This window comes from Gaetbulibacter sp. PBL-D1 (assembly GCF_050509525.1).
In the GTDB taxonomy this organism is placed as follows: domain Bacteria; phylum Bacteroidota; class Bacteroidia; order Flavobacteriales; family Flavobacteriaceae; genus Gaetbulibacter_B; species Gaetbulibacter_B jejuensis.
This window is the reverse complement of sequence record NZ_JBNWKB010000006.1, coordinates 166,773-184,980: the sequence shown is the minus strand read 5'-3', so window position 1 is coordinate 184,980 and position 18,208 is coordinate 166,773. Positions and strand designations below refer to the sequence as shown.

At 33.4% G+C, this 18,208-nt stretch carries 19 protein-coding genes; 9 read left to right on the top strand and 10 right to left on the bottom strand.

Features of this window, described 5'->3' with window-relative positions; genetic code table 11:
* The first annotated feature begins 25 nt into the window (after window positions 1-25).
* Window positions 26-649: a WbqC family protein gene (locus ACQ0RB_RS07055; protein WP_430497473.1), complete on the top strand. Its 624-nt coding sequence runs from the start codon at window positions 26-28 to the stop codon at window positions 647-649.
* 1 nt (window position 650) lies between these two features.
* On the opposite strand, the gene ACQ0RB_RS07050 is transcribed toward ACQ0RB_RS07055, so the two are convergent.
* The 8 genes from ACQ0RB_RS07050 to ACQ0RB_RS07015 all read right to left on the bottom strand — a co-directional run bounded on the left by ACQ0RB_RS07050 (window position 651) and on the right by ACQ0RB_RS07015 (window position 7,057).
* Entirely contained in the window at window positions 651-1,673 is a 1,023-nt protein-coding gene (locus ACQ0RB_RS07050; protein ID WP_430497471.1) for an endonuclease/exonuclease/phosphatase family protein, read from the bottom strand.
* A 6-nt stretch (window positions 1,674-1,679) separates the two neighbouring features.
* On the bottom strand, window positions 1,680-2,549 hold the full coding sequence (locus ACQ0RB_RS07045; RefSeq protein WP_430497469.1) for a rhomboid family intramembrane serine protease: 870 nt from the start codon (window positions 2,547-2,549) through the stop codon (window positions 1,680-1,682).
* On the bottom strand, window positions 2,550-3,320 hold the full coding sequence (locus tag ACQ0RB_RS07040; RefSeq protein WP_430497467.1) for a rhomboid family intramembrane serine protease: 771 nt from the start codon (window positions 3,318-3,320) through the stop codon (window positions 2,550-2,552).
* Between the two features lie 3 nt (window positions 3,321-3,323).
* Complete coding sequence (gene mutL / locus ACQ0RB_RS07035; protein WP_430497465.1) at window positions 3,324-5,186, bottom strand: DNA mismatch repair endonuclease MutL; 1,863 nt, start codon at window positions 5,184-5,186, stop codon at window positions 3,324-3,326.
* Window positions 5,186-5,467, bottom strand: coding sequence for a riboflavin synthase subunit beta (locus tag ACQ0RB_RS07030; protein ID WP_129760470.1), 282 nt, complete (start codon window positions 5,465-5,467; stop codon window positions 5,186-5,188). Before ACQ0RB_RS07030 ends, mutL begins: the two co-directional genes overlap by 1 nt.
* A 14-nt stretch (window positions 5,468-5,481) precedes the next feature.
* A complete protein-coding gene (locus tag ACQ0RB_RS07025) occupies window positions 5,482-5,700 on the bottom strand; it encodes a hypothetical protein (RefSeq protein WP_129760468.1) in 219 nt (72 codons plus the stop codon).
* Between the two features lie 107 nt (window positions 5,701-5,807).
* Window positions 5,808-6,287: a 6,7-dimethyl-8-ribityllumazine synthase gene (ribH, locus tag ACQ0RB_RS07020; RefSeq protein WP_129760466.1), complete on the bottom strand. Its 480-nt coding sequence runs from the start codon at window positions 6,285-6,287 to the stop codon at window positions 5,808-5,810.
* A gap of 5 nt (window positions 6,288-6,292) precedes the next feature.
* Window positions 6,293-7,057, bottom strand: a complete 765-nt coding sequence (locus ACQ0RB_RS07015) for a tetratricopeptide repeat protein (protein WP_129760464.1) — start codon at window positions 7,055-7,057, stop codon at window positions 6,293-6,295.
* Between the two features lie 134 nt (window positions 7,058-7,191).
* On the opposite strand from ACQ0RB_RS07015, the gene recF reads away from it, so the two are divergent.
* From recF to ACQ0RB_RS07000, 3 genes are read left to right on the top strand one after another with little or no spacing between them, the layout of a single operon-like run.
* Complete coding sequence (gene recF / locus ACQ0RB_RS07010) at window positions 7,192-8,271, top strand: DNA replication/repair protein RecF (RefSeq protein WP_134200410.1); 1,080 nt, start codon at window positions 7,192-7,194, stop codon at window positions 8,269-8,271.
* Entirely contained in the window at window positions 8,268-8,690 is a 423-nt protein-coding gene (locus tag ACQ0RB_RS07005; RefSeq protein WP_430497462.1) for a hypothetical protein, read from the top strand. The genes recF and ACQ0RB_RS07005 overlap by 4 nt, the downstream gene beginning before the upstream one ends.
* Window positions 8,690-8,986, top strand: coding sequence for a DUF721 domain-containing protein (locus ACQ0RB_RS07000; RefSeq protein ID WP_129760459.1), 297 nt, complete (start codon window positions 8,690-8,692; stop codon window positions 8,984-8,986). Before ACQ0RB_RS07005 ends, ACQ0RB_RS07000 begins: the two co-directional genes overlap by 1 nt.
* 50 nt (window positions 8,987-9,036) lie before the next feature.
* Here the strand turns inward: ACQ0RB_RS07000 and ACQ0RB_RS06995 are convergent, their stop codons facing one another.
* Window positions 9,037-9,456 carry a nucleoside-diphosphate kinase gene (locus ACQ0RB_RS06995; RefSeq protein ID WP_129760457.1) on the bottom strand — a complete coding sequence of 140 codons (420 nt, stop codon included), beginning with the start codon at window positions 9,454-9,456 and terminating at the stop codon, window positions 9,037-9,039.
* Between the two features lie 88 nt (window positions 9,457-9,544).
* On the opposite strand from ACQ0RB_RS06995, the gene ACQ0RB_RS06990 reads away from it, so the two are divergent.
* Genes ACQ0RB_RS06990 through ACQ0RB_RS06980 form a run of 3 tightly spaced genes read left to right on the top strand, consistent with a single transcriptional unit; the run spans window position 9,545 to window position 12,336 of the window.
* On the top strand, window positions 9,545-10,564 hold the full coding sequence (locus ACQ0RB_RS06990) for a DHH family phosphoesterase (RefSeq protein ID WP_430497459.1): 1,020 nt from the start codon (window positions 9,545-9,547) through the stop codon (window positions 10,562-10,564).
* A complete protein-coding gene (gldI, locus tag ACQ0RB_RS06985; protein ID WP_131507697.1) occupies window positions 10,557-11,102 on the top strand; it encodes a gliding motility-associated peptidyl-prolyl isomerase GldI in 546 nt (181 codons plus the stop codon). The genes ACQ0RB_RS06990 and gldI overlap by 8 nt, the downstream gene beginning before the upstream one ends.
* Before the next feature lie 10 nt (window positions 11,103-11,112).
* Window positions 11,113-12,336: a peptidylprolyl isomerase gene (locus ACQ0RB_RS06980; protein ID WP_131507699.1), complete on the top strand. Its 1,224-nt coding sequence runs from the start codon at window positions 11,113-11,115 to the stop codon at window positions 12,334-12,336.
* A gap of 69 nt (window positions 12,337-12,405) precedes the next feature.
* Here the strand turns inward: ACQ0RB_RS06980 and ACQ0RB_RS06975 are convergent, their stop codons facing one another.
* Window positions 12,406-13,869 (bottom strand): aminoacyl-histidine dipeptidase, encoded by a 1,464-nt coding sequence (locus ACQ0RB_RS06975; RefSeq protein WP_430497457.1) that lies wholly within the window; start codon window positions 13,867-13,869, stop codon window positions 12,406-12,408.
* Window positions 13,870-14,063: 194 nt separating this feature from the next.
* Here ACQ0RB_RS06975 and ACQ0RB_RS06970 point away from each other — a divergent pair, with 194 nt between their 5' ends.
* Together ACQ0RB_RS06970 and ACQ0RB_RS06965 are read left to right on the top strand one after the other, a co-directional pair.
* Window positions 14,064-15,131 (top strand): DUF3810 domain-containing protein, encoded by a 1,068-nt coding sequence (locus tag ACQ0RB_RS06970; RefSeq protein ID WP_430497455.1) that lies wholly within the window; start codon window positions 14,064-14,066, stop codon window positions 15,129-15,131.
* Window positions 15,132-15,216: 85 nt separating this feature from the next.
* Window positions 15,217-18,201, top strand: a complete 2,985-nt coding sequence (locus ACQ0RB_RS06965) for an amidohydrolase family protein (protein WP_430497453.1) — start codon at window positions 15,217-15,219, stop codon at window positions 18,199-18,201.
* Window positions 18,202-18,208: the final 7 nt, after the last annotated feature.

Here is an 18,208-nt window from a genome sequence, read left to right as displayed (position 1 = left end):
AATTATCAAATAAACGCATAAACAAATGAACGTACTACTCCATCCTACATATTTCCCTAGTATAGCTCACTTTGTTGCTATTGCTAAAGCTGATGATTTGACGTTTGAGGTTTGTGATAATTACCAAAAACAAACCTACAGAAATCGTGCATACATTTATGCTGCTAATGGAAAGCTGCTTTTAAACATTCCTATAAAGCATACACAAAAAAATCGTCAACTTTATAAGGATGTAAAAATTGCTAACGATAGTAGATGGCAGGATTTACATAGGAAATCATTAGAATCGGCTTACAGAACGTCTCCTTTTTTTGAGTTTTATGAAGACGAATTTCAACCCTTGTTTACAGGTAGCGAGACATTTCTTTTAGACTTTAATTTGAAATGTTTAGAAGTTGTTTTTGATTGCCTTCAATTACCTTTTGAGTTTTCTACTACTGAGCATTTTGAAATAGAACCAAACCACAAAACCGATTATAGATTTTTAGCAAACAGCAGAAAAGAACAACCTCATAATTTTGACTCCTACACACAAGTCTTTGATGACAAACATGGGTACATTCCTAATTTGAGCATATTGGATTTGTTATTTAATGAAGGAACAAATGCTATGAGTTATTTAGAGTCTCAACAGCTTCAAACACCATAAACTACTTCGCTAATTTTAATTTAGCAAGTATAGGATAGTGGTCAGACAATTCAACATCAAAGGTTTTAAAACCGTTTACTTCAAAAGCATCATCAGCTAAAATAAAGTCAATTCTAACAGGAAAAAACTTAAAGTTAAACGTACGTCCAAAGCCATTACCTCCTTCAACAAAAGCATCTTGCAAATCGCCTTTTATCTCTTTATACACATAGGAATAGGCAGTATTATTAAAGTCTCCACAAATAACCATTTTATACTTACATTTTGCTTTATGCTGTAAAAACAACTCGGTTTGACTCTCCTGCATTTTAAACGTTTTACTCACACGCTTAAATAAGTTTTCAGAAGACTCATTTGCTAATTTTTCAACCGTTGGATCAATACCAAGCGATTGTAGGTGCACATTATAAATTCTTATCGTGTCCTTAGCCTTTACTATATCAACAAAAATGGCATTATTACTAGTGTTTGGAAACTCTATAGAACCCGAATTTACTATAGGAAATTTAGAAAATATTGCTTGACCGTTTTTCACCTTTTTACCTGAAAGCTCTTCGTACTTATAGTATCCTTTTAAGCTAATAGCTTCATCAGGTCTGTACTCTTGCATGCTTAAAATATCAGGTTGCTTTTCAGAAATAAAATCGACTATTTGAGTTTTAACGGTTTCATCAGGAATCCATTCAAATACATTAAACAATCTCACATTATAATTCATCACTGAAATATTATTTGGATCTTCAATATTCTTGGATGATGAAAATTTATACAATGAAAACAGATAGTTATACCCAATAAACAATATAATAAGTGATAGTAAAAGCTGCTTTTTCACTTTTAAAAGCCAATACACAAAAAATAGAATATTGAGTAGTATTAAAAAAGGAACTGCAAGACTTAAAACTGATAATAAAGCAAAGTTTTTAGGCGACACATAAGGTAAAATATAAGACAGCAGCAACATTGTCGCTACAATGGAGTTAACGAAGAACACCAATTTATCTACCAATTTTAGTCGCTTCATAGACTTTTAATCCTTACCTGATTTAAATAAAAACGCTTTTTCTTCTTTAGTTAAACTTTCATAACCGCTCTTACTGATTTTATCTAGAATGAGGTCAATTCGTTTTTGTTTAGTAAACTCATTAAAGTCGTCTTTATTATGGCCTGCAAACGGTTTTTTCTTGCTCTTATGAACTGTTTTTAAAGGCGACTTTCGTTTAAACATACTAGCTATACTATCCATTATACGCTCAAAGCCTTTACCTATATCATTTCCTTTAGTTAATTGTTGTGCATATAAATATCCTAACAAACTTCCTCCTAAATGCGCTACATAACCGCCTTGGTTTATGGTAAACAATCCAAGAATATCAATAATTACCATTGCTACACCTATATACCAAAGCTTAATGTTTATAGTTACCAATCGTGCTTCTTTATTAGGCATGTAAGCGCTTAAAAAAATAATTAAAGCCCTTACTCCTGCTGATGCTCCTACCAATGGTAATGTATAGTTAACCAAGCTTCCAGAAAAAAGTGTATGAACCAATACAAATGCAAGTCCGCCAAATAAAATTCCTAAAAAGTAAATATTCAAAGATAGTTTAACACTAAAAAGATTAACCAGCATATTAGAAATAAAATACAGGATAAGCATATTTAGAGCAATATGCCAAAAGCCATAATGCACAAACCCATAGGTGAAAATAGACCAAGGTTGATATATAAACTCGTTAAGACTCACAGGTAATTCAAACCAATGCAACACATTGGTTGTGTTTTTAACCTTAGTAAGTATAAACCCAATTATATATATAACAACATTAACACCTATAATCTTTTCAAAGGCATTAAGACGTTTTAGCTTGTCTTGTATGTCTTGTGTAAGCGTTGTCATTTAATCCCATCTATTTTTATTAAACTGATTCTTTTTCCAATACCACATAATTATAAAGCCTGTTAATGCGCCTCCAACGTGAGCCATATATGCTGTATTACTTGGACTAAAGAAAGATTGACCAGTTACTGCAGAAATAATATCTAAAATAATAATTCCAGGTATAAAGTATTTTGCCTTTATAGGAATAGGTAAAAATATGAGCATCAATTTGGCTTCAGGATTCATCATCCCAAAAGCAGCCAAAACACCCATAATACAACCAGATGCTCCTACCATTGAAGCATTATATACTGGAAACAATTCCTTTAGTTTTTCAAATTGAACTTGGTTAATTGTATCTAAAGTCTTGTTTGTTTTCATCATTTGCACGATTTCTTCTCCTGTAAGCCCTGACGCTATAAGTTCTGAATGTAATGGAATATAATTGAAATAATAATATCCTAACTGAAAGAGAACAGCACCTAAACCTGCAGAAAAGTAAATAAATAAGAACTTTTTGCTTCCTAATTGCTGTTCAACAGCACTACCAAACATCCATAACGCAAACATATTAAATAAAATATGTGTTATGCTGAAATTTGCGGTATTCCCTCCTCCATGCATAAACATATGTGTAACAATTTGCCATGGTTGGAACAACTCATTTTCAGGGAAATATAACGCGAACCATTTATAGAACAATTCGCCATTACCTATAGCTACTGTACCAATAAACATTAAAACGTTTATAATAATAAGGTGCTTAACCGTTTCTGTAATTCTCATCATAGCTTACATAAATTTTTTGTCGATATCATCAACACTCATAGTTATAAAAGTCGTTTTATTTGTTGGCGAAACTGTAGGTTCCTTACAAGCGAACAGTGAGTTTACCAAATGCTCTTGTTCTTGTTTATTAAGCGATTGACCTGTTTTTATAGCTAAACTTTTTGCCATAGATTTTGCTAACAAATCTGTAGCACTAAAATTACTGTCTGGCACTTCTTGCTCAACATCACTTATCAGTTGTTCTAAAATAATAGACACTTCACTCTCAGGAACACCTAAAGGAACACCTGTAATCTCTATAGTATGGTCTTTAACGCTAGAAAACGCAAAACCTGTACTTTCTAAGTCTTCTTTTAACTGAATAAGTATTGGCAATTCTGTTGAGGAAAAATGCAACTGCAACGGAAATAACAACTGCTGACTAACAGCTTCTTTCACAGTCATATTCTTCAATAAATTTTCGTACAACACACGTTGATGCGCTCTATGCTGATCTATCATCAACATACCAGATTTTATAGTACTCACAATGTATTTGTTGTGAAGCTGATAAGTAGCTTGTGTAGTTTCGGTTTGCGAATCATCAAACAAGGTTTCATTTTTTGAATCGCTTTCAAACTCTACTTCACTAAAATTATGGTCTTGCTGTGTACTTTTTGATTCTAATCCTACATACAAACTGTCCCAACTAGATGTATTTTGTTTCTTAAAGGCAACTGCAGGTTTACTGCTTCCTCCTCCATGAGATACTTTTTCCTTAAAAGGATTGAAATCTCTATCAACTTCTATTGTTGGTGGTGTAGCAACACTCTTATCTTTATAATCGTAAGGCGTGTTTAGGTTAGGATCACTATCAAAATCTAAAACTGGTGCAATGTTAAATTGCCCTAGACTATGTTTTACTGCTGATCTTAAAATAGCATACAAAGTATGTTCATCATCAAACTTAATTTCGGTTTTTGTTGGATGAATATTGATATCAATAGTTTTTGGGTCTACAGTAAGATTTAAAAAATAGCTTGGATGCGCTCCATCTTTTACCAAACCTTCAAATGCTGAATTGATAGCATGATTAAGGTAAGGACTTTTGATAAAACGATTATTTACAAAAAAGAACTGCTCGTTCTTTGTCTTTTTAGCAAACTCAGGTTTTCCTACAAACCCTGAAATTTTTAGCACTTCGGTAGTTTCTTCAACAGGAACTAACTTCTCGTTGGTTTTACCACCAAAAATATTAACTACACGTTGTCTGTAATTACTACTTGGTAGATTAAAAATTTCGCTGCCATTATGATACATTGCAAATACAATACTTGGATGAGCTAATGCGACACGATGAAATTCATCGATAATATGTCGTAACTCTACTGCATTGGATTTTAAAAAATTACGTCGAGCAGGAATATTAAAAAATAAATGTTTTACAGCTAAAGACGTTCCTTTAGGAGTTACCACAACATTTTGAGCTTTAAGGTCGCTACCTTCAATCTCAATTTGGGTTCCTAGTTCGTCTTGCTCTTGTTTGGTTTTAAGTTCAACATGAGCAATAGCAGCAATACTAGCTAATGCTTCGCCTCTAAACCCTTTTGTATGTAAATTGAATAAATCTTCAGCAGAACGAATTTTGGATGTTGCATGACGCTCAAAGCTTAAACGTGCATCAGTAACACTCATGCCTTTACCATTATCAATAACCTGAATAAGTGTTTTACCTGAATCTTTTATAATAAGTTTTATTTCAGTAGACTCAGCATCTATTGCATTTTCGAGAAGCTCCTTAACCACTGAAGCAGGTCTTTGCACGACTTCGCCTGCTGCAATTTGGTTAGCAACATGGTCTGGTAATAGTTGAATAATGTCTGCCATTAGCGTTTTGAAAAGAATATTGACAGGTCAAAATCAATAAAAATCAAAAAAACCAAAATCAATACACCTATAATAATCAATACACGTCTGTTGGCTCCAGCCGTATCTTCATTATGCTTATAATCGTCAATGGCATTAACAAACTTGGTTTTTAATCCTTTATTGCTTCCTACAGTTTGCCTGTGTTCGTCAAATTTATGCTTAATTTCATAAGGACTTCCCTCGCCTTTATAGTATCTTGGAGTGTATTCAAACTTTTTATTTCTTCGTAATTTAAACATGATGTAACGCTTTATTATTCGTAACGACTTAATATGTAAAGTATTACTAATACACCAATCAAAAACAAGACCAAAAAGGGTAAAGTAGTAAAAATACTTTTCTTACGTTTGTTAGCAGCTCTTACCTCTTCCCATTGTGCTTCAACACTTTTCTTGGTAGTATCATCTTGGTCTCTAAGATGTTTAGGTGTATAACTGAAACGTTTATTTTTACGTTGCTTAAAAAACTCCACTATAAAGTATAATCGTTGTTACACTTCAAATGTACTTAAAAAGCTAGGAAAATAAGCCTTTCAACTGCTAAAAATTGTTAACAGTTTTAAAATGAAGAATAGTGTTTTTAAGCTTTTCGTCTAAGCTCTGCCATTTTTATTGCAGCAACAGCAGCTTCAACACCTTTGTTACCATGTTTACCTCCAGACCTATCAATTGCTTGTTGCATATTATTGTCGGTTAACACACAAAATATAACTGGTGTTTCACGCATCACGTTAAGGTCTTTGATACCTTGAGAAACAGCATCACAAACAAAATCAAAATGCTTGGTTTCGCCTTGTATAACGCTACCAATAGCAATAACAGCATTTACCATTTGCTCTTGCATTTTTTTACTTCCATAAATTAGCTCGTAGCTACCAGGAACTTGCCAATGCACAATGTTTTCAGGTAAAGCACCATGTTCAATTAATGTATCGTAAGCACCTTTAAAAAGGCCATTTGTAATGGTATCGTTCCATTCAGAAACAACAATCCCAAACCGAAAGTCTTTCGCGTTTGGGATTGTGTTTTTATCGTATTCGGATAAATTTGCAGTTGCCATATGTATTATAAACTTGCTTCTGCTTTTCCTATAAGTACATCTATATTAGAAGCTTCATTTGAAGCAGAAAATTCTTCTTTTATTCTTGTAAAATAGTTTAATGCTTTTTGGTTTTCACCTTGAGACAATGCTAATGTACCAGCTTTGTATAAATATAATGGTGTTGTAAACTCATTATTAGAAATTGCAATAGCTTGCTCGTAGTAATCCATAGCGTCTTTTGGCTGATTCAATTGCACAAAAGCATCACCAATTCCTCCTTTTGCAAGTGGTGCTAACATGATATCATCACTTGAAAAATTGTTTAAGTAAGAAATTGCTTCAGAATATTTATTTAGGTTTAAGTAAGCCATACCTGCATAATAGTTGGCTAAATTACCTGCTGGAGTACCACTGTATTTATCAGCAATATCAACCATACCATATTTACCTTCACCTCCATTTAAAGCTAATGTATACAAAGAATCTTTTTCAACACCATTAACCGCTTGGTCAAAATATTGTTGTGCTTTATACATTTCATTCATAGCTTCTCCAGCTTTTGGTTCAGCAACAAATTTATTGTAACCTAAGTATCCTAGTATAACTGCAACAGCTACACCAACAATAATATAAATATAGTTTTGATTTTTAACAGCCCATTCTTCAGTCTTAGAAGCTGTTTCATCTAAAGTGTTAAAAACTTCAGCCGTTGTTGAGTGTTCTTCAATAGCTTCAACTTTTTCTTCTTTAGTCTTTGGTTTATATCCTCTTTTCTTATAAGTTGCCATATATTCTCTATTTATGCGCCGCAAAAATAAAATTTTTATTGGTAAATAAAAGGTAAATTATTTGTTATTTTTCAATAATTTGCACATCCTTTTCCATAATTGTTAACCAAAAACATCAATATATTGTTTGTTTTATGATTTTAAATTCCCTTTCCCTACTTAATTACAAGAATTTTGAAAGCCAATCCTTTGCTTTTGACACTAAGATAAACTGCTTTGTAGGTTCAAACGGAGTTGGGAAGACTAATGTTTTAGATGCTATTTATCATTTAGCTTTTGGAAAAAGTTATTTTAATCCTGTAGCTACACAAAACATAAAACACGATGCTGATTTTTTTGTTGTGGATGGTGTGTTTGACAAAGATGATAAAACCGAAAAGATTATCGTGTCGCTAAAACGTGGTCAAAAAAAGATGATTAAGCGCAATGGAAAAGTGTACGATAAATTTAGCGACCATATTGGGTTTATTCCTTTGGTAATTATTTCGCCTGCTGATAGAGACCTAATTATTGAAGGTAGCGATACACGTCGAAAATTTATAGACAACGTTATTTCACAAAGCAACAAACAGTATTTAAGCGATTTAATTAACTATAACAAAGTACTCTCACAACGCAATGCGTTATTAAAATATTTTGCACTCAACAATACATTTAATGCGCAAACACTAGAGGTTTACAACGACCAGTTAAATACTTACGGAACCTCAATTTTTAAAACTAGAGATGCTTTTTTAAAAGCCTTTATTCCTATTTTTAAATCGCGTTACAATGCTATTAGTAATAATAATGAAGTTGTAAATCTTAGTTATAAAAGCGATTTGTTTGAAGCACAACTAAGCGAACTCCTTAGCAAAAACCTCAATAAAGACAAAGCTTTACAATATACAAGTGTAGGCACTCATAAAGACGATCTCATTTTTGAAATTGAGCAATATCCTATCAAAAAATTTGGAAGCCAAGGACAGCAAAAATCGTTTTTAATTGCATTAAAACTGGCTCAGTTTGATTTCTTAAAACAAGAAAGTGGTGTTGCTCCTATTTTGCTTTTAGATGACATTTTTGATAAACTAGACGAACAACGCGTAGCACAAATAGTTGGTCTTGTTGACGATGAGCATTTTGGTCAACTCTTTATAAGCGACACGCATGCTGAACGCACCGAAAATGTTGTGAAACAAATTCATCAATCGTATAAAATATTTGAATTATGATAAGAGCCTTTTGCGTTAGTTTAGTGTTTATGGGATTTTTTAATTGCTCTAACAATCCTGAGATATTTGTAGAACATATTGAAGGTTATTGGGAAATTGACGAAGTAACTTTAAAAGATGGTTCAAAACGCGACTACAATTTTAACAGCACTATAGATTATATTGAAATTACTGACAGCTTAACAGGTTTTAGAAAAAAGTTGAAACCTAATTTCTCAGGAACTTTTGAAACGTCCAATGATGCTGAACAACTTAAGATTGTCTTAGAAAACGATAGTTTAAACCTCTATTACAAAACACCTTTTCACAGCTGGAAAGAAACGGTTTTAAACGCTACAAAAGATGAACTTTTAATTCTTAATACCAATAAAGATATGTATCTTTATAAACGTTACGAACCTATAAATCTTGAAGAATAATGTCCAAACGCAACAACGAACATTCACCTATTAGTGACCTTCTAAAAGAATTTGTGGACACCAACAACTTGCAACAAGGTTTGGATAAGGTAAACGTACGCAATGCTTGGGAAAACATGATGGGAAATGGTGTAAACAACTACACTACCAATATTGTTTTAAAACAAGACACACTTTATGTACAATTAAGCAGTAGTGTTTTACGAGAAGAGTTAAGTTATGGCAAAGAAAAAATTATTGCTATGCTCAATGAAAGTTTAGGTAAAGACGTTATCAAAAAACTAGTCCTTCGATAAATAAAAAAAGCAGCTCAATGAGCTGCTTTTTTTTTATGAATTATATGTTATTAAAACATTTCTCTTCCTGAAAAATGGAAAGCACCTTCAATAGCTGCGTTCTCATCGCTATCACTTCCGTGTACAGCGTTTTCACCAATAGAAGCAGCATACATTTTACGTATTGTACCTTCAGCAGCCTCAGCAGGATTAGTAGCTCCAATTAAAGTTCTAAAATCTTCAACAGCATTATCTTTTTCTAAGATAGCTGCTACAATTGGTCCACGAGTCATATACTCAACCAACTCACCAAAAAATGGTCTTTCACTGTGAATAGCATAAAAAGCTTTTGCATCAGCAGTAGTCATGTGAGTTAATTTCATTGCTACAATTCTAAATCCTGAAGCAGTTATTTTTTCTAATATTGCGCCAATGTGTCCTTTTTCAACAGCATCTGGCTTAAGCATTGTAAATGTTCTATTTGTTGCCATTTGTTTATTTTAATTTGGTTGCAAAAGTAATGTATTTCTTAACAAAAACAATATAAAGCAATATTAAAAAATTGTATCTTCGCCAGATATGACAAATGAAGATTACAGCAGCATAAAACAACTTTTAAGTTCCAAAAAAAACATTGTAATTGTACCTCATAAAAATCCTGATGGAGATGCTATAGGTTCAAGCTTAGGCTTATACCATTATCTTAAAAAGTACAATCATGAAGTTACAGTAATTGCACCTAATGATTATCCAGATTTTTTAAAGTGGATGCCTAGTGAAGCCTCAATTTTAAAATACGAATTGCAACAGGAAGATTGTGACACAGTAATTAATAAAGCAGATATTATTTTCACTTTAGATTTTAATGCGTTGAACCGAATTGGAGACATGGAAACTCCTATCCAATCTGCTAAAGGCATTAAGATAATGATTGACCACCATCAGCAACCTGATGATTATGCTTTGTATATGTATTCTGATGTTAGCATGTCATCAACCTGTGAAATGGTGTATAATTTCATTTGTAATTTAGGTGATGAAGATAGTATAGACCAAGACATTTCAACCTGTTTATATACAGGAATTATGACTGACACTGGTTCGTTTAGGTTTCCTTCAACCACGAGTACAACTCACAAAGTCATTGCCAATTTAATTGAAAAAGGAGCAAATAACGCTCAAATACACAATAACATTTACGACACCAATACTTATAGCAGATTACAATTATTAGGTTGTGCACTCAGCAATCTAAAAGTATTGCCAGAGTATAGAACTGCTTATATAAGTTTATCGCAACAAGAACTTAACACATTCAACTTTAAAAAAGGTGACACCGAAGGTTTTGTTAATTACGGTCTCTCGCTAGAAGGCATTGTATTTGCTGTTATTTTTATAGAAAACGAACAAGAAAACATTGTAAAAGTGTCGCTAAGAAGTAAAGGAGCATTTTCAGTAAACGAATTTTCAAGAGCACATTTTAATGGTGGTGGACACACAAATGCTGCTGGTGGAAAAAGTGATTTGGGCTTAAAAGAAACTATTGAAAAATTTATTAGTATATTACCAAGCTATAAAGAGGTCCTAAATCATGAATAAAAGCATCATTATATTACTAATAAGTTTTATGGCTTTTAGCTGTAAATCACCTGAAGCTAGACTTCCTAAGACCGTTAAATCTGGTTCATTTATTAATGCTTCAGTAGAACGAAATATTAAACTAAATAAAAAAGAGCAACAGTTTATTGAAGGTATTATTAAAGATAATCCTGAAATAGATTACATAGCTTCCGAAAGTGGTTTTTGGTACTATTACAATACAAAAATTGAACAAGATACCATTACACCACAGTTTGGTGACATTGTAAATTTTGATTACGATGTTAAAGACTTGAATGGTTCGCAAATCTATTCTGAAGAAGACATAGCACCTCAAGATTATGCTATGGACAAAGAAGAATTGTTTACAGGCCTTAGAGAAGGTTTAAAACTTATGAAACCAGGAGAAACAGTAACATTCTTATTTCCTTCACAAAAAGCCTATGGCTATTATGGCGATACCAATAAAATAGGTGTTAACACACCTTTAATGTGTAAGGTAACCGTAAATACAATAACAAAAAAACAAAACAATTAATTAAAATTTTATGAAACTGATTAGTAAAGCCCTACAGTTATTTATTTTATTTATACTAGTAACTGCAACCTCATGCAAAGAAGACCTTTATCCAGATTTAGAAGATGGTCTTTATGCTGAAATAGTGACTTCTAAAGATACTATGGTTGCTAAGTTATTCTTTGAAAAAGTACCAGTTACTGTTGCCAATTTTGTGGCTTTAGCCGAAGGTACTCACCCTTTAGTTAGCGAGCAATTTAAAGGAAAACCATTTTACGATAGTTTGACTTTTCATAGAGTTATGGATAAATTCATGATTCAAGGTGGAGACCATACTGCTACTGGATCTGGTGATCCTGGTTACAGATTTGTTGCCGATTTTGACCCAAGCTTAAAACATGATAAAGCTGGTGTATTATCAATGGCAAATGGTGGAGGAATTGACACCAACGGAAGTCAGTTTTTTATTACCGAAGTACCATACCCAAGCTTAGATGCTTTTGATGCTAATGGAGACTTCAAACCTTGCGACCAACGTGGTGTAAGCTGTCATTCGGTTTTTGGACAATTGGTAAAAGGTATTGAAGTACAAGATTCAATCTCTAACGTAAAAGTTGGACGTGGTAACAAGCCTCTTGAAAATGTATACATCTACAAAGTAAACATTATCAGAAAAGGATCTGCTGCAAAATCTTTCAACGCTGCTAAGGTTTTTGAAGAGCAAATGCCTAAGGTAAAAGAAGATTTAGAAAACATGAAAGAACAAGCTCGTATAAGAGCTGAAGAAGAAAAGAAAGCTAGAGAAGCTAAAAATGCTGAAGCTGGTGCTGAAATAAAAATACAATTAGACGAATACCTAACTAAAGCTACCGAAACAGCTTCAGGTTTAAGAGTATATTACATTAACAAAGGTGATGGAGAAAAGCCTGCGCAAGGTAAAAGAGCCTACGTAAACTACGAAGGTTATTATGAAGATGGACGTTTATTTGACAGTAATGTTGAAGCTGTTGCTGAGCGTCATGGTATGTTGGACGAGCGTAGAAAAGAAGCTAACATGTACAAGCCTTTCCCAATGAAAATTAGTCCAGATGCTCAACTTATTGCAGGTATGAAAGAAGCCCTTGCTGATATGCGTGTTGGTGATAAAGTATATATGTACATTCCTTATCACTTAGCCTATGGCGAACGTGATTACGGACCAATTCCTGCAAAATCAAACCTATCGTTTATTGCTGAAATGACAGGAATAGAATAGATTTCTAAACATTAAGAATAAAAAAAATCCATTTTCATATGAAAATGGATTTTTTTTATGATGTTCAATTTACTTTTTCGGAATCTGTTTTAAGATTTCTAGTACAAAGTTCCAGTATTTTTGAGCCGAAGAAATTTGAGCACGCTCATCAGGTGAATGTGCGCCTTTAATATTGGGTCCAAAACTTATCATATCCATTTCAGGATAGTTTTGTCCTAAAATACCACATTCCAATCCTGCATGACAAGCAGCAACATGAGGTTCCTCTCCATTATTAAGTGTTTTATATAATGGGACCATTACTTTTAATATTTCAGAGTCCATATTAGGCTGCCAACCAGGATAATCGCCACTAAACTCAACTTCACAACCTGTTAACTCGAATGTTGCTCTTAATGTATTGGCTAAATCCCATTTAGAACTTTCTACTGAAGAACGGGTTAAACAACCTATTTTAATATTCCCATCTTTCACAATTACACGTGCAATATTATTTGAAGTCTCTACCAAATCAGGAATATCAGCACTCATACGATACACACCATTTAACGCAGCATAAATAGCTCTTGTTAATCCTTCTTGCACACCTAAATCCATAATAGATTTTGGTGTTTCAATTTTAGAAACCACAACTGTTAAATCTGGTTCCATTGTTTTATACTCTGCTTTTATTTCTTGAGCCAATGCTTCTGTTTCGGCAACAAACGCTTCTTCGTGTATCGCATCTACAACAACAGTAGCTACACTTTCACGAGGGATTGCATTACGTAAACTTCCGCCATCAATTTCACTAATTCTCAAGCCAAAGTTTTCAAATCCGTCAAACAATAAGCGGTTCATTATTTTATTGGCATTACCTAAACCTTCATGGATTTGCATCCCAGAGTGTCCACCTTGTAAACCTTTTACAGTTAATTTAAAACCAGTTTTAAACTCAGGAGTTTCTTCTTCTTTATAAGTTCTTGTAGCAGTAACATCAACACCACCAGCGCAACCTACTCCAATTTCGTCATCTTCTTCGGTATCTAAATTTAAAAGTATATCTCCTTGCAATAAACCGCCTTCAAGTCCCATTGCTCCTGTCATTCCTGTTTCTTCATCAATAGTAAATAAGGCTTCAATAGCAGGATGCTTAATATCTTTACTTTCTAAAATTGCCATTATGGTGGCTACTCCAAGTCCGTTGTCAGCACCAAGCGTTGTGCCTTTAGCTTTTACCCAATCACCTTCAATAAACATTTCAATTCCTTGTGTGTCAAAATCAAAAACGGTATCGTTATTTTTTTGGTGAACCATATCTAAATGCGACTGCATTACAATGGTTTTGCGGTCTTCCATACCAGCAGTTGCAGGCTTTTTTATAATAACGTTACCTACCTTATCAACAATCGTTTCTAAACCAAGTTGCTCTCCAAAATCTTTCATAAACGCGATAACACGTTCTTCTTTTTTAGATGGTCTTGGTACAGCATTTAGGTCTGCAAACTTGTTCCAAAGTTGGGTTGGTTCTAATTGTCTTATTTCTGAATTCATAGTATTTACTTTAAGTTTTACAAAGGTACAAATTGAATATTGCATTCTGTCTTAATTTAGCGTTCTCTTTTGTGTTTATAATTTGTCACGTTGAGCGCAGTCGAAACGTTGTTTCTGAATTCCTTAAAGAAAATTGCATTAATGGATTCCGCATCAAGTGCGGAATGACAATAATTTTTATCTATTTTTGATTTATGCAGAAATACCTCAAATCCATACTAGCGTTTTCAATTGTACTTCAAATTATATTCTTGAAAATTATAGCACGTTTTCCTGATGTTGTTGAACAATTATACAGCAATGGTCTTTATGTATACATCTCAAAACTGATGCGATACGCTTTTGGTTGGGTGCCTTTTTCTGTAGGTGATATTTTATACACCTTAGCTACTGTTTATACATTAAGATGGTTGTTTGTAAATAGAAAACGTATAATAAAAGACACAAAAGCGTGGATTTTAGATGTATTATCAGCCGTATCTATTGGGTATTTTACATTTCATTTACTTTGGGCTTTTAATTATTACAGGCTACCACTACACAAAGCGCTTAATATAGAAAGAGACTATACTACTGAAGCACTTGTAGCAACTACAGAGCGTCTAATTAGTACTGTAAACACTGTTCATATAGCCATTACAAATAATGACACTATTAAGGTTGACATGCCTTATAGCAAAACAGAATTATTACAAAAAGTCCCTAAAGGCTATGATAAACTTTCTAAAAAATTTCCTCATTTAGCTTATCAGCCTAAAAGCGTTAAACGTTCTATTTATAGTTTACCACTAACTTATATGGGTTTTTCAGGGTACTTAAATCCGTTTACCAATGAAGCACAAATTGATGGGTTAATCCCAACTTTTAAATATCCAACCACTGCAAGCCACGAAGTAGCACACCAATTGGGTTATGCTGCCGAAAATGAAGCTAACTTTATAGGTAGTATGGCAGCAATGCATCATGATGATATTTATTTTAAGTATTCTGGTTATGCGTTTGCATTAAGACATTGCCTACACGAAATTTATAGACGCGATCCTAAACAGTATGAAACTTTGGTTGCTAAAGTGAATAAAGGCATTTTGAAAAACTATCAAGAGGTTAGAGACTTTTGGGACAGTTATCAAAACCCTACTGAGCCTTTGTTTAAATCTACTTATGATACATTTCTAAAAGCTAACAACCAAATAGATGGTATGGAAAGCTACAGTTATGTAGTTGCACTTTTAGTAAATTATTTTGAAAATAATACATTCTAAAAAAGTTAAAAAAAGTGTATTAGTTCGTTACTAAAGGCAATATTTCTATCTTTAGCTTTCAATTTTTTTAACCAACACTTACATAATGATAAGACCGTATCTCACTATCTTAACATTTTTGTGCTGTTTTTCTTTTTACGCACAAGAATATTTTCCAAAAAATGATGGTGTAGTTGCAACAAACACAAACTACACTGCATTTACAAATGCTAAAATTTATGTGACTCCTACTCAAGTTATTGAAAACGGAACATTATTAATCAAAGACGGAAAAGTCGTTGCTACAGGAACCTCTGTTAGCATTCCAAAAAACACTAAAGTTATTAATGTTTCAGGTAAAAGCATTTATCCTTCTTTTATTGACATCTATTCCGATTTTGGTATCAAAGCCCCTGAACGAGACTCAGGAAGTGGACGAAGTGCACAGTACGAACCTAGCAGATCAGGATATTACTGGAACGACCATGTAATGCCTGAAAACAAAGCAATAGACCGCTTTAGTTATGACAGCAAAAAAGCTTCAGAATACATTAAAGCAGGTTTTGGAACACTTAATGCACACATACAAGATGGAATTGTTAGAGGTAGCGGAATGCTTGTAGCGCTTGATAGCGAAGGCACAAACGCTAACCGAATATTAGATGATTATTCTGCGCAATACTTCTCGTTTTCTAAAAGTGTAACTTCAAGACAGTCTTATCCTTCTTCTATTATGGGAAGCATGGCTTTACTAAGACAACTTTATATTGATGCTGATTGGTATGCTAAAGGAAACTCTAAAACAAAAGATTTATCTCTTGAAGCACTAAATAAGAATAAATCCTTAATTCAAATTTTTGCTGCAGGTAGTAGAGCTAATCTATTAAGAGCTGATAAAGTTGGTGATGAGTATGGTGTACAATATGTTATACTTGGAGGTGGTGATGAATACGAACGTGTAAACGAAGTAAAAAACACAAACGCGTCGTTAATTATCCCAATTAACTTCCCAGATGCTTACGATGTTGAAAATCCGTTTTTGGCTTCAGGATTATCGCTTAGCGATATGAGAGCATGGAATCAAAAACCAACAAACCCGAAGGTTTTAGCTGAAAACAATATCAAATTTGCGTTAACTACGCATTCATTAAAATCGCCAAAAGAATTTAAATCCAACCTCTTAAAAGCTATTGAATATGGACTTTCTGAAGAAAAAGCTTTGGAATCGCTTACTACTATTCCTGCTCAATTACTAGGAAAGCAAAATACTATTGGTTCTTTAAAGAACGGAACTTACGCTAACTTCTTAATTACTTCTGGAAACATTTTTGATAAAAAAACCACATTATATGAAAACTGGGTACTTGGTCAGCAAAATATTATAGAAGACATGACTATTAAAGACATTAGAGGTGACTATGAGTTTAGATTAGCTGGGGAAGATTATAAAATGTCATTAAAAGGAGAACTTAGCAAATTGAAATCTGAAATTACCAGTGGCGACAATACTTTAGGCTCTAAAGTAAGCTACAGTGATGATTGGGTTACTATTTCAATGACAACAAAAGATTCTACAAAACAAGAGTTTGTTAGAATTATAGCAAATGTTGATAGCGACAACAACCTTAGAGGTACAACTACAATGCCTACAGGTAACGAAATGTCATTTTTTGCTAAATCGTTAAAGAAAGAAGACGACACTAAATCTGACGACAAAAAGAAATCTAAAGACTCCACCGAAAAAGTATTTCCAGTAACATTCCCAAACAATGCGTATGGTTTTACCGAATTACCAAAAGCCGAAACATTATTATTTAAAAATGCTACGGTTTGGACTAATGAAGCTGATGGAATTTTAGAAAACACTGATGTACTTATCAAAAACGGAAAGATCGCCAAAATAGGTCAAAACCTATCAGACAATAGCGCAAAAGTTATTGATGCAACAGGAAAACATCTTACTGCTGGAGTTATAGATGAGCACTCACATATTGCTGCTGCATCTATAAACGAAGGTGGACAAAACTCTTCTGCCGAAGTATCTATAGAAGATGTTGTAGAACCAGGAGATATAAGTATTTACCGTAATCTTGCTGGAGGTGTAACTTCAATACAAATCTTACATGGTTCGGCTAACCCAATTGGAGGTCGCTCAGCAATTATAAAACTAAAATGGGGAGAATCTGCCGATAATTTAATTTACGACAACAGTCCTAAGTTTATCAAATTCGCATTAGGTGAAAACGTAAAACAGTCTAACTGGTCTAGCTACTCAAGATTCCCACAAACACGTATGGGAGTTGAGCAACTTTATATAGATTATTTCACAAGAGCAAAAGAATATGATGCTTTAAAGAAAAGCGGAAAGCCTTATCGTAAGGATATAGAACTTGAAGTACTTGCCGAAATATTAAATAAAGAGCGCTTTATTTCTTGTCATTCATATGTACAAAGCGAAATAAATATGCTAATGAAAGTAGCTGAAAAGTTCAATTTCAACATCAATACGTTTACACACATTTTAGAAGGTTATAAACTTGCTGACAAAATGAAAGAACATGGTGTTGGTGGCTCTACATTTAGTGATTGGTGGGCATACAAGTATGAAGTAAATGATGCCATTCCTTACAACGCTGCAATAATGCACAACCAAGGTGTTACAGTTGCTATAAATAGTGATGATGGCGAAATGTCTCGACGTTTAAATCAAGAAGCTGCAAAAGCGGTAAAATATGGTGGTGTTAGTGAAGAAGAAGCTTGGAAATTCGTAACTCTTAATCCTGCTAAATTATTACATATCGATGATAGAGTTGGTAGTATTAAAGTAGGTAAAGATGCTGATGTGGTTTTATGGACAGACCATCCACTTTCAATATATGCAAAAGCAGAAAAAACCATTATTGAAGGTGTTACCTATTTCGATTTAAAACGAGATGAAATGATGAGAAGCAAAATTCAAAATGAAAAAAGCGAACTCATCAACTTAATGTTACAAGCAAAGAACAAAGGGTTAAAAACACAACCTATTAAGAAAAAAGAAAAAGAATTTTTGCACTGCGATTCTATGGATAACGAACACCATGAACACTAAAAAAACA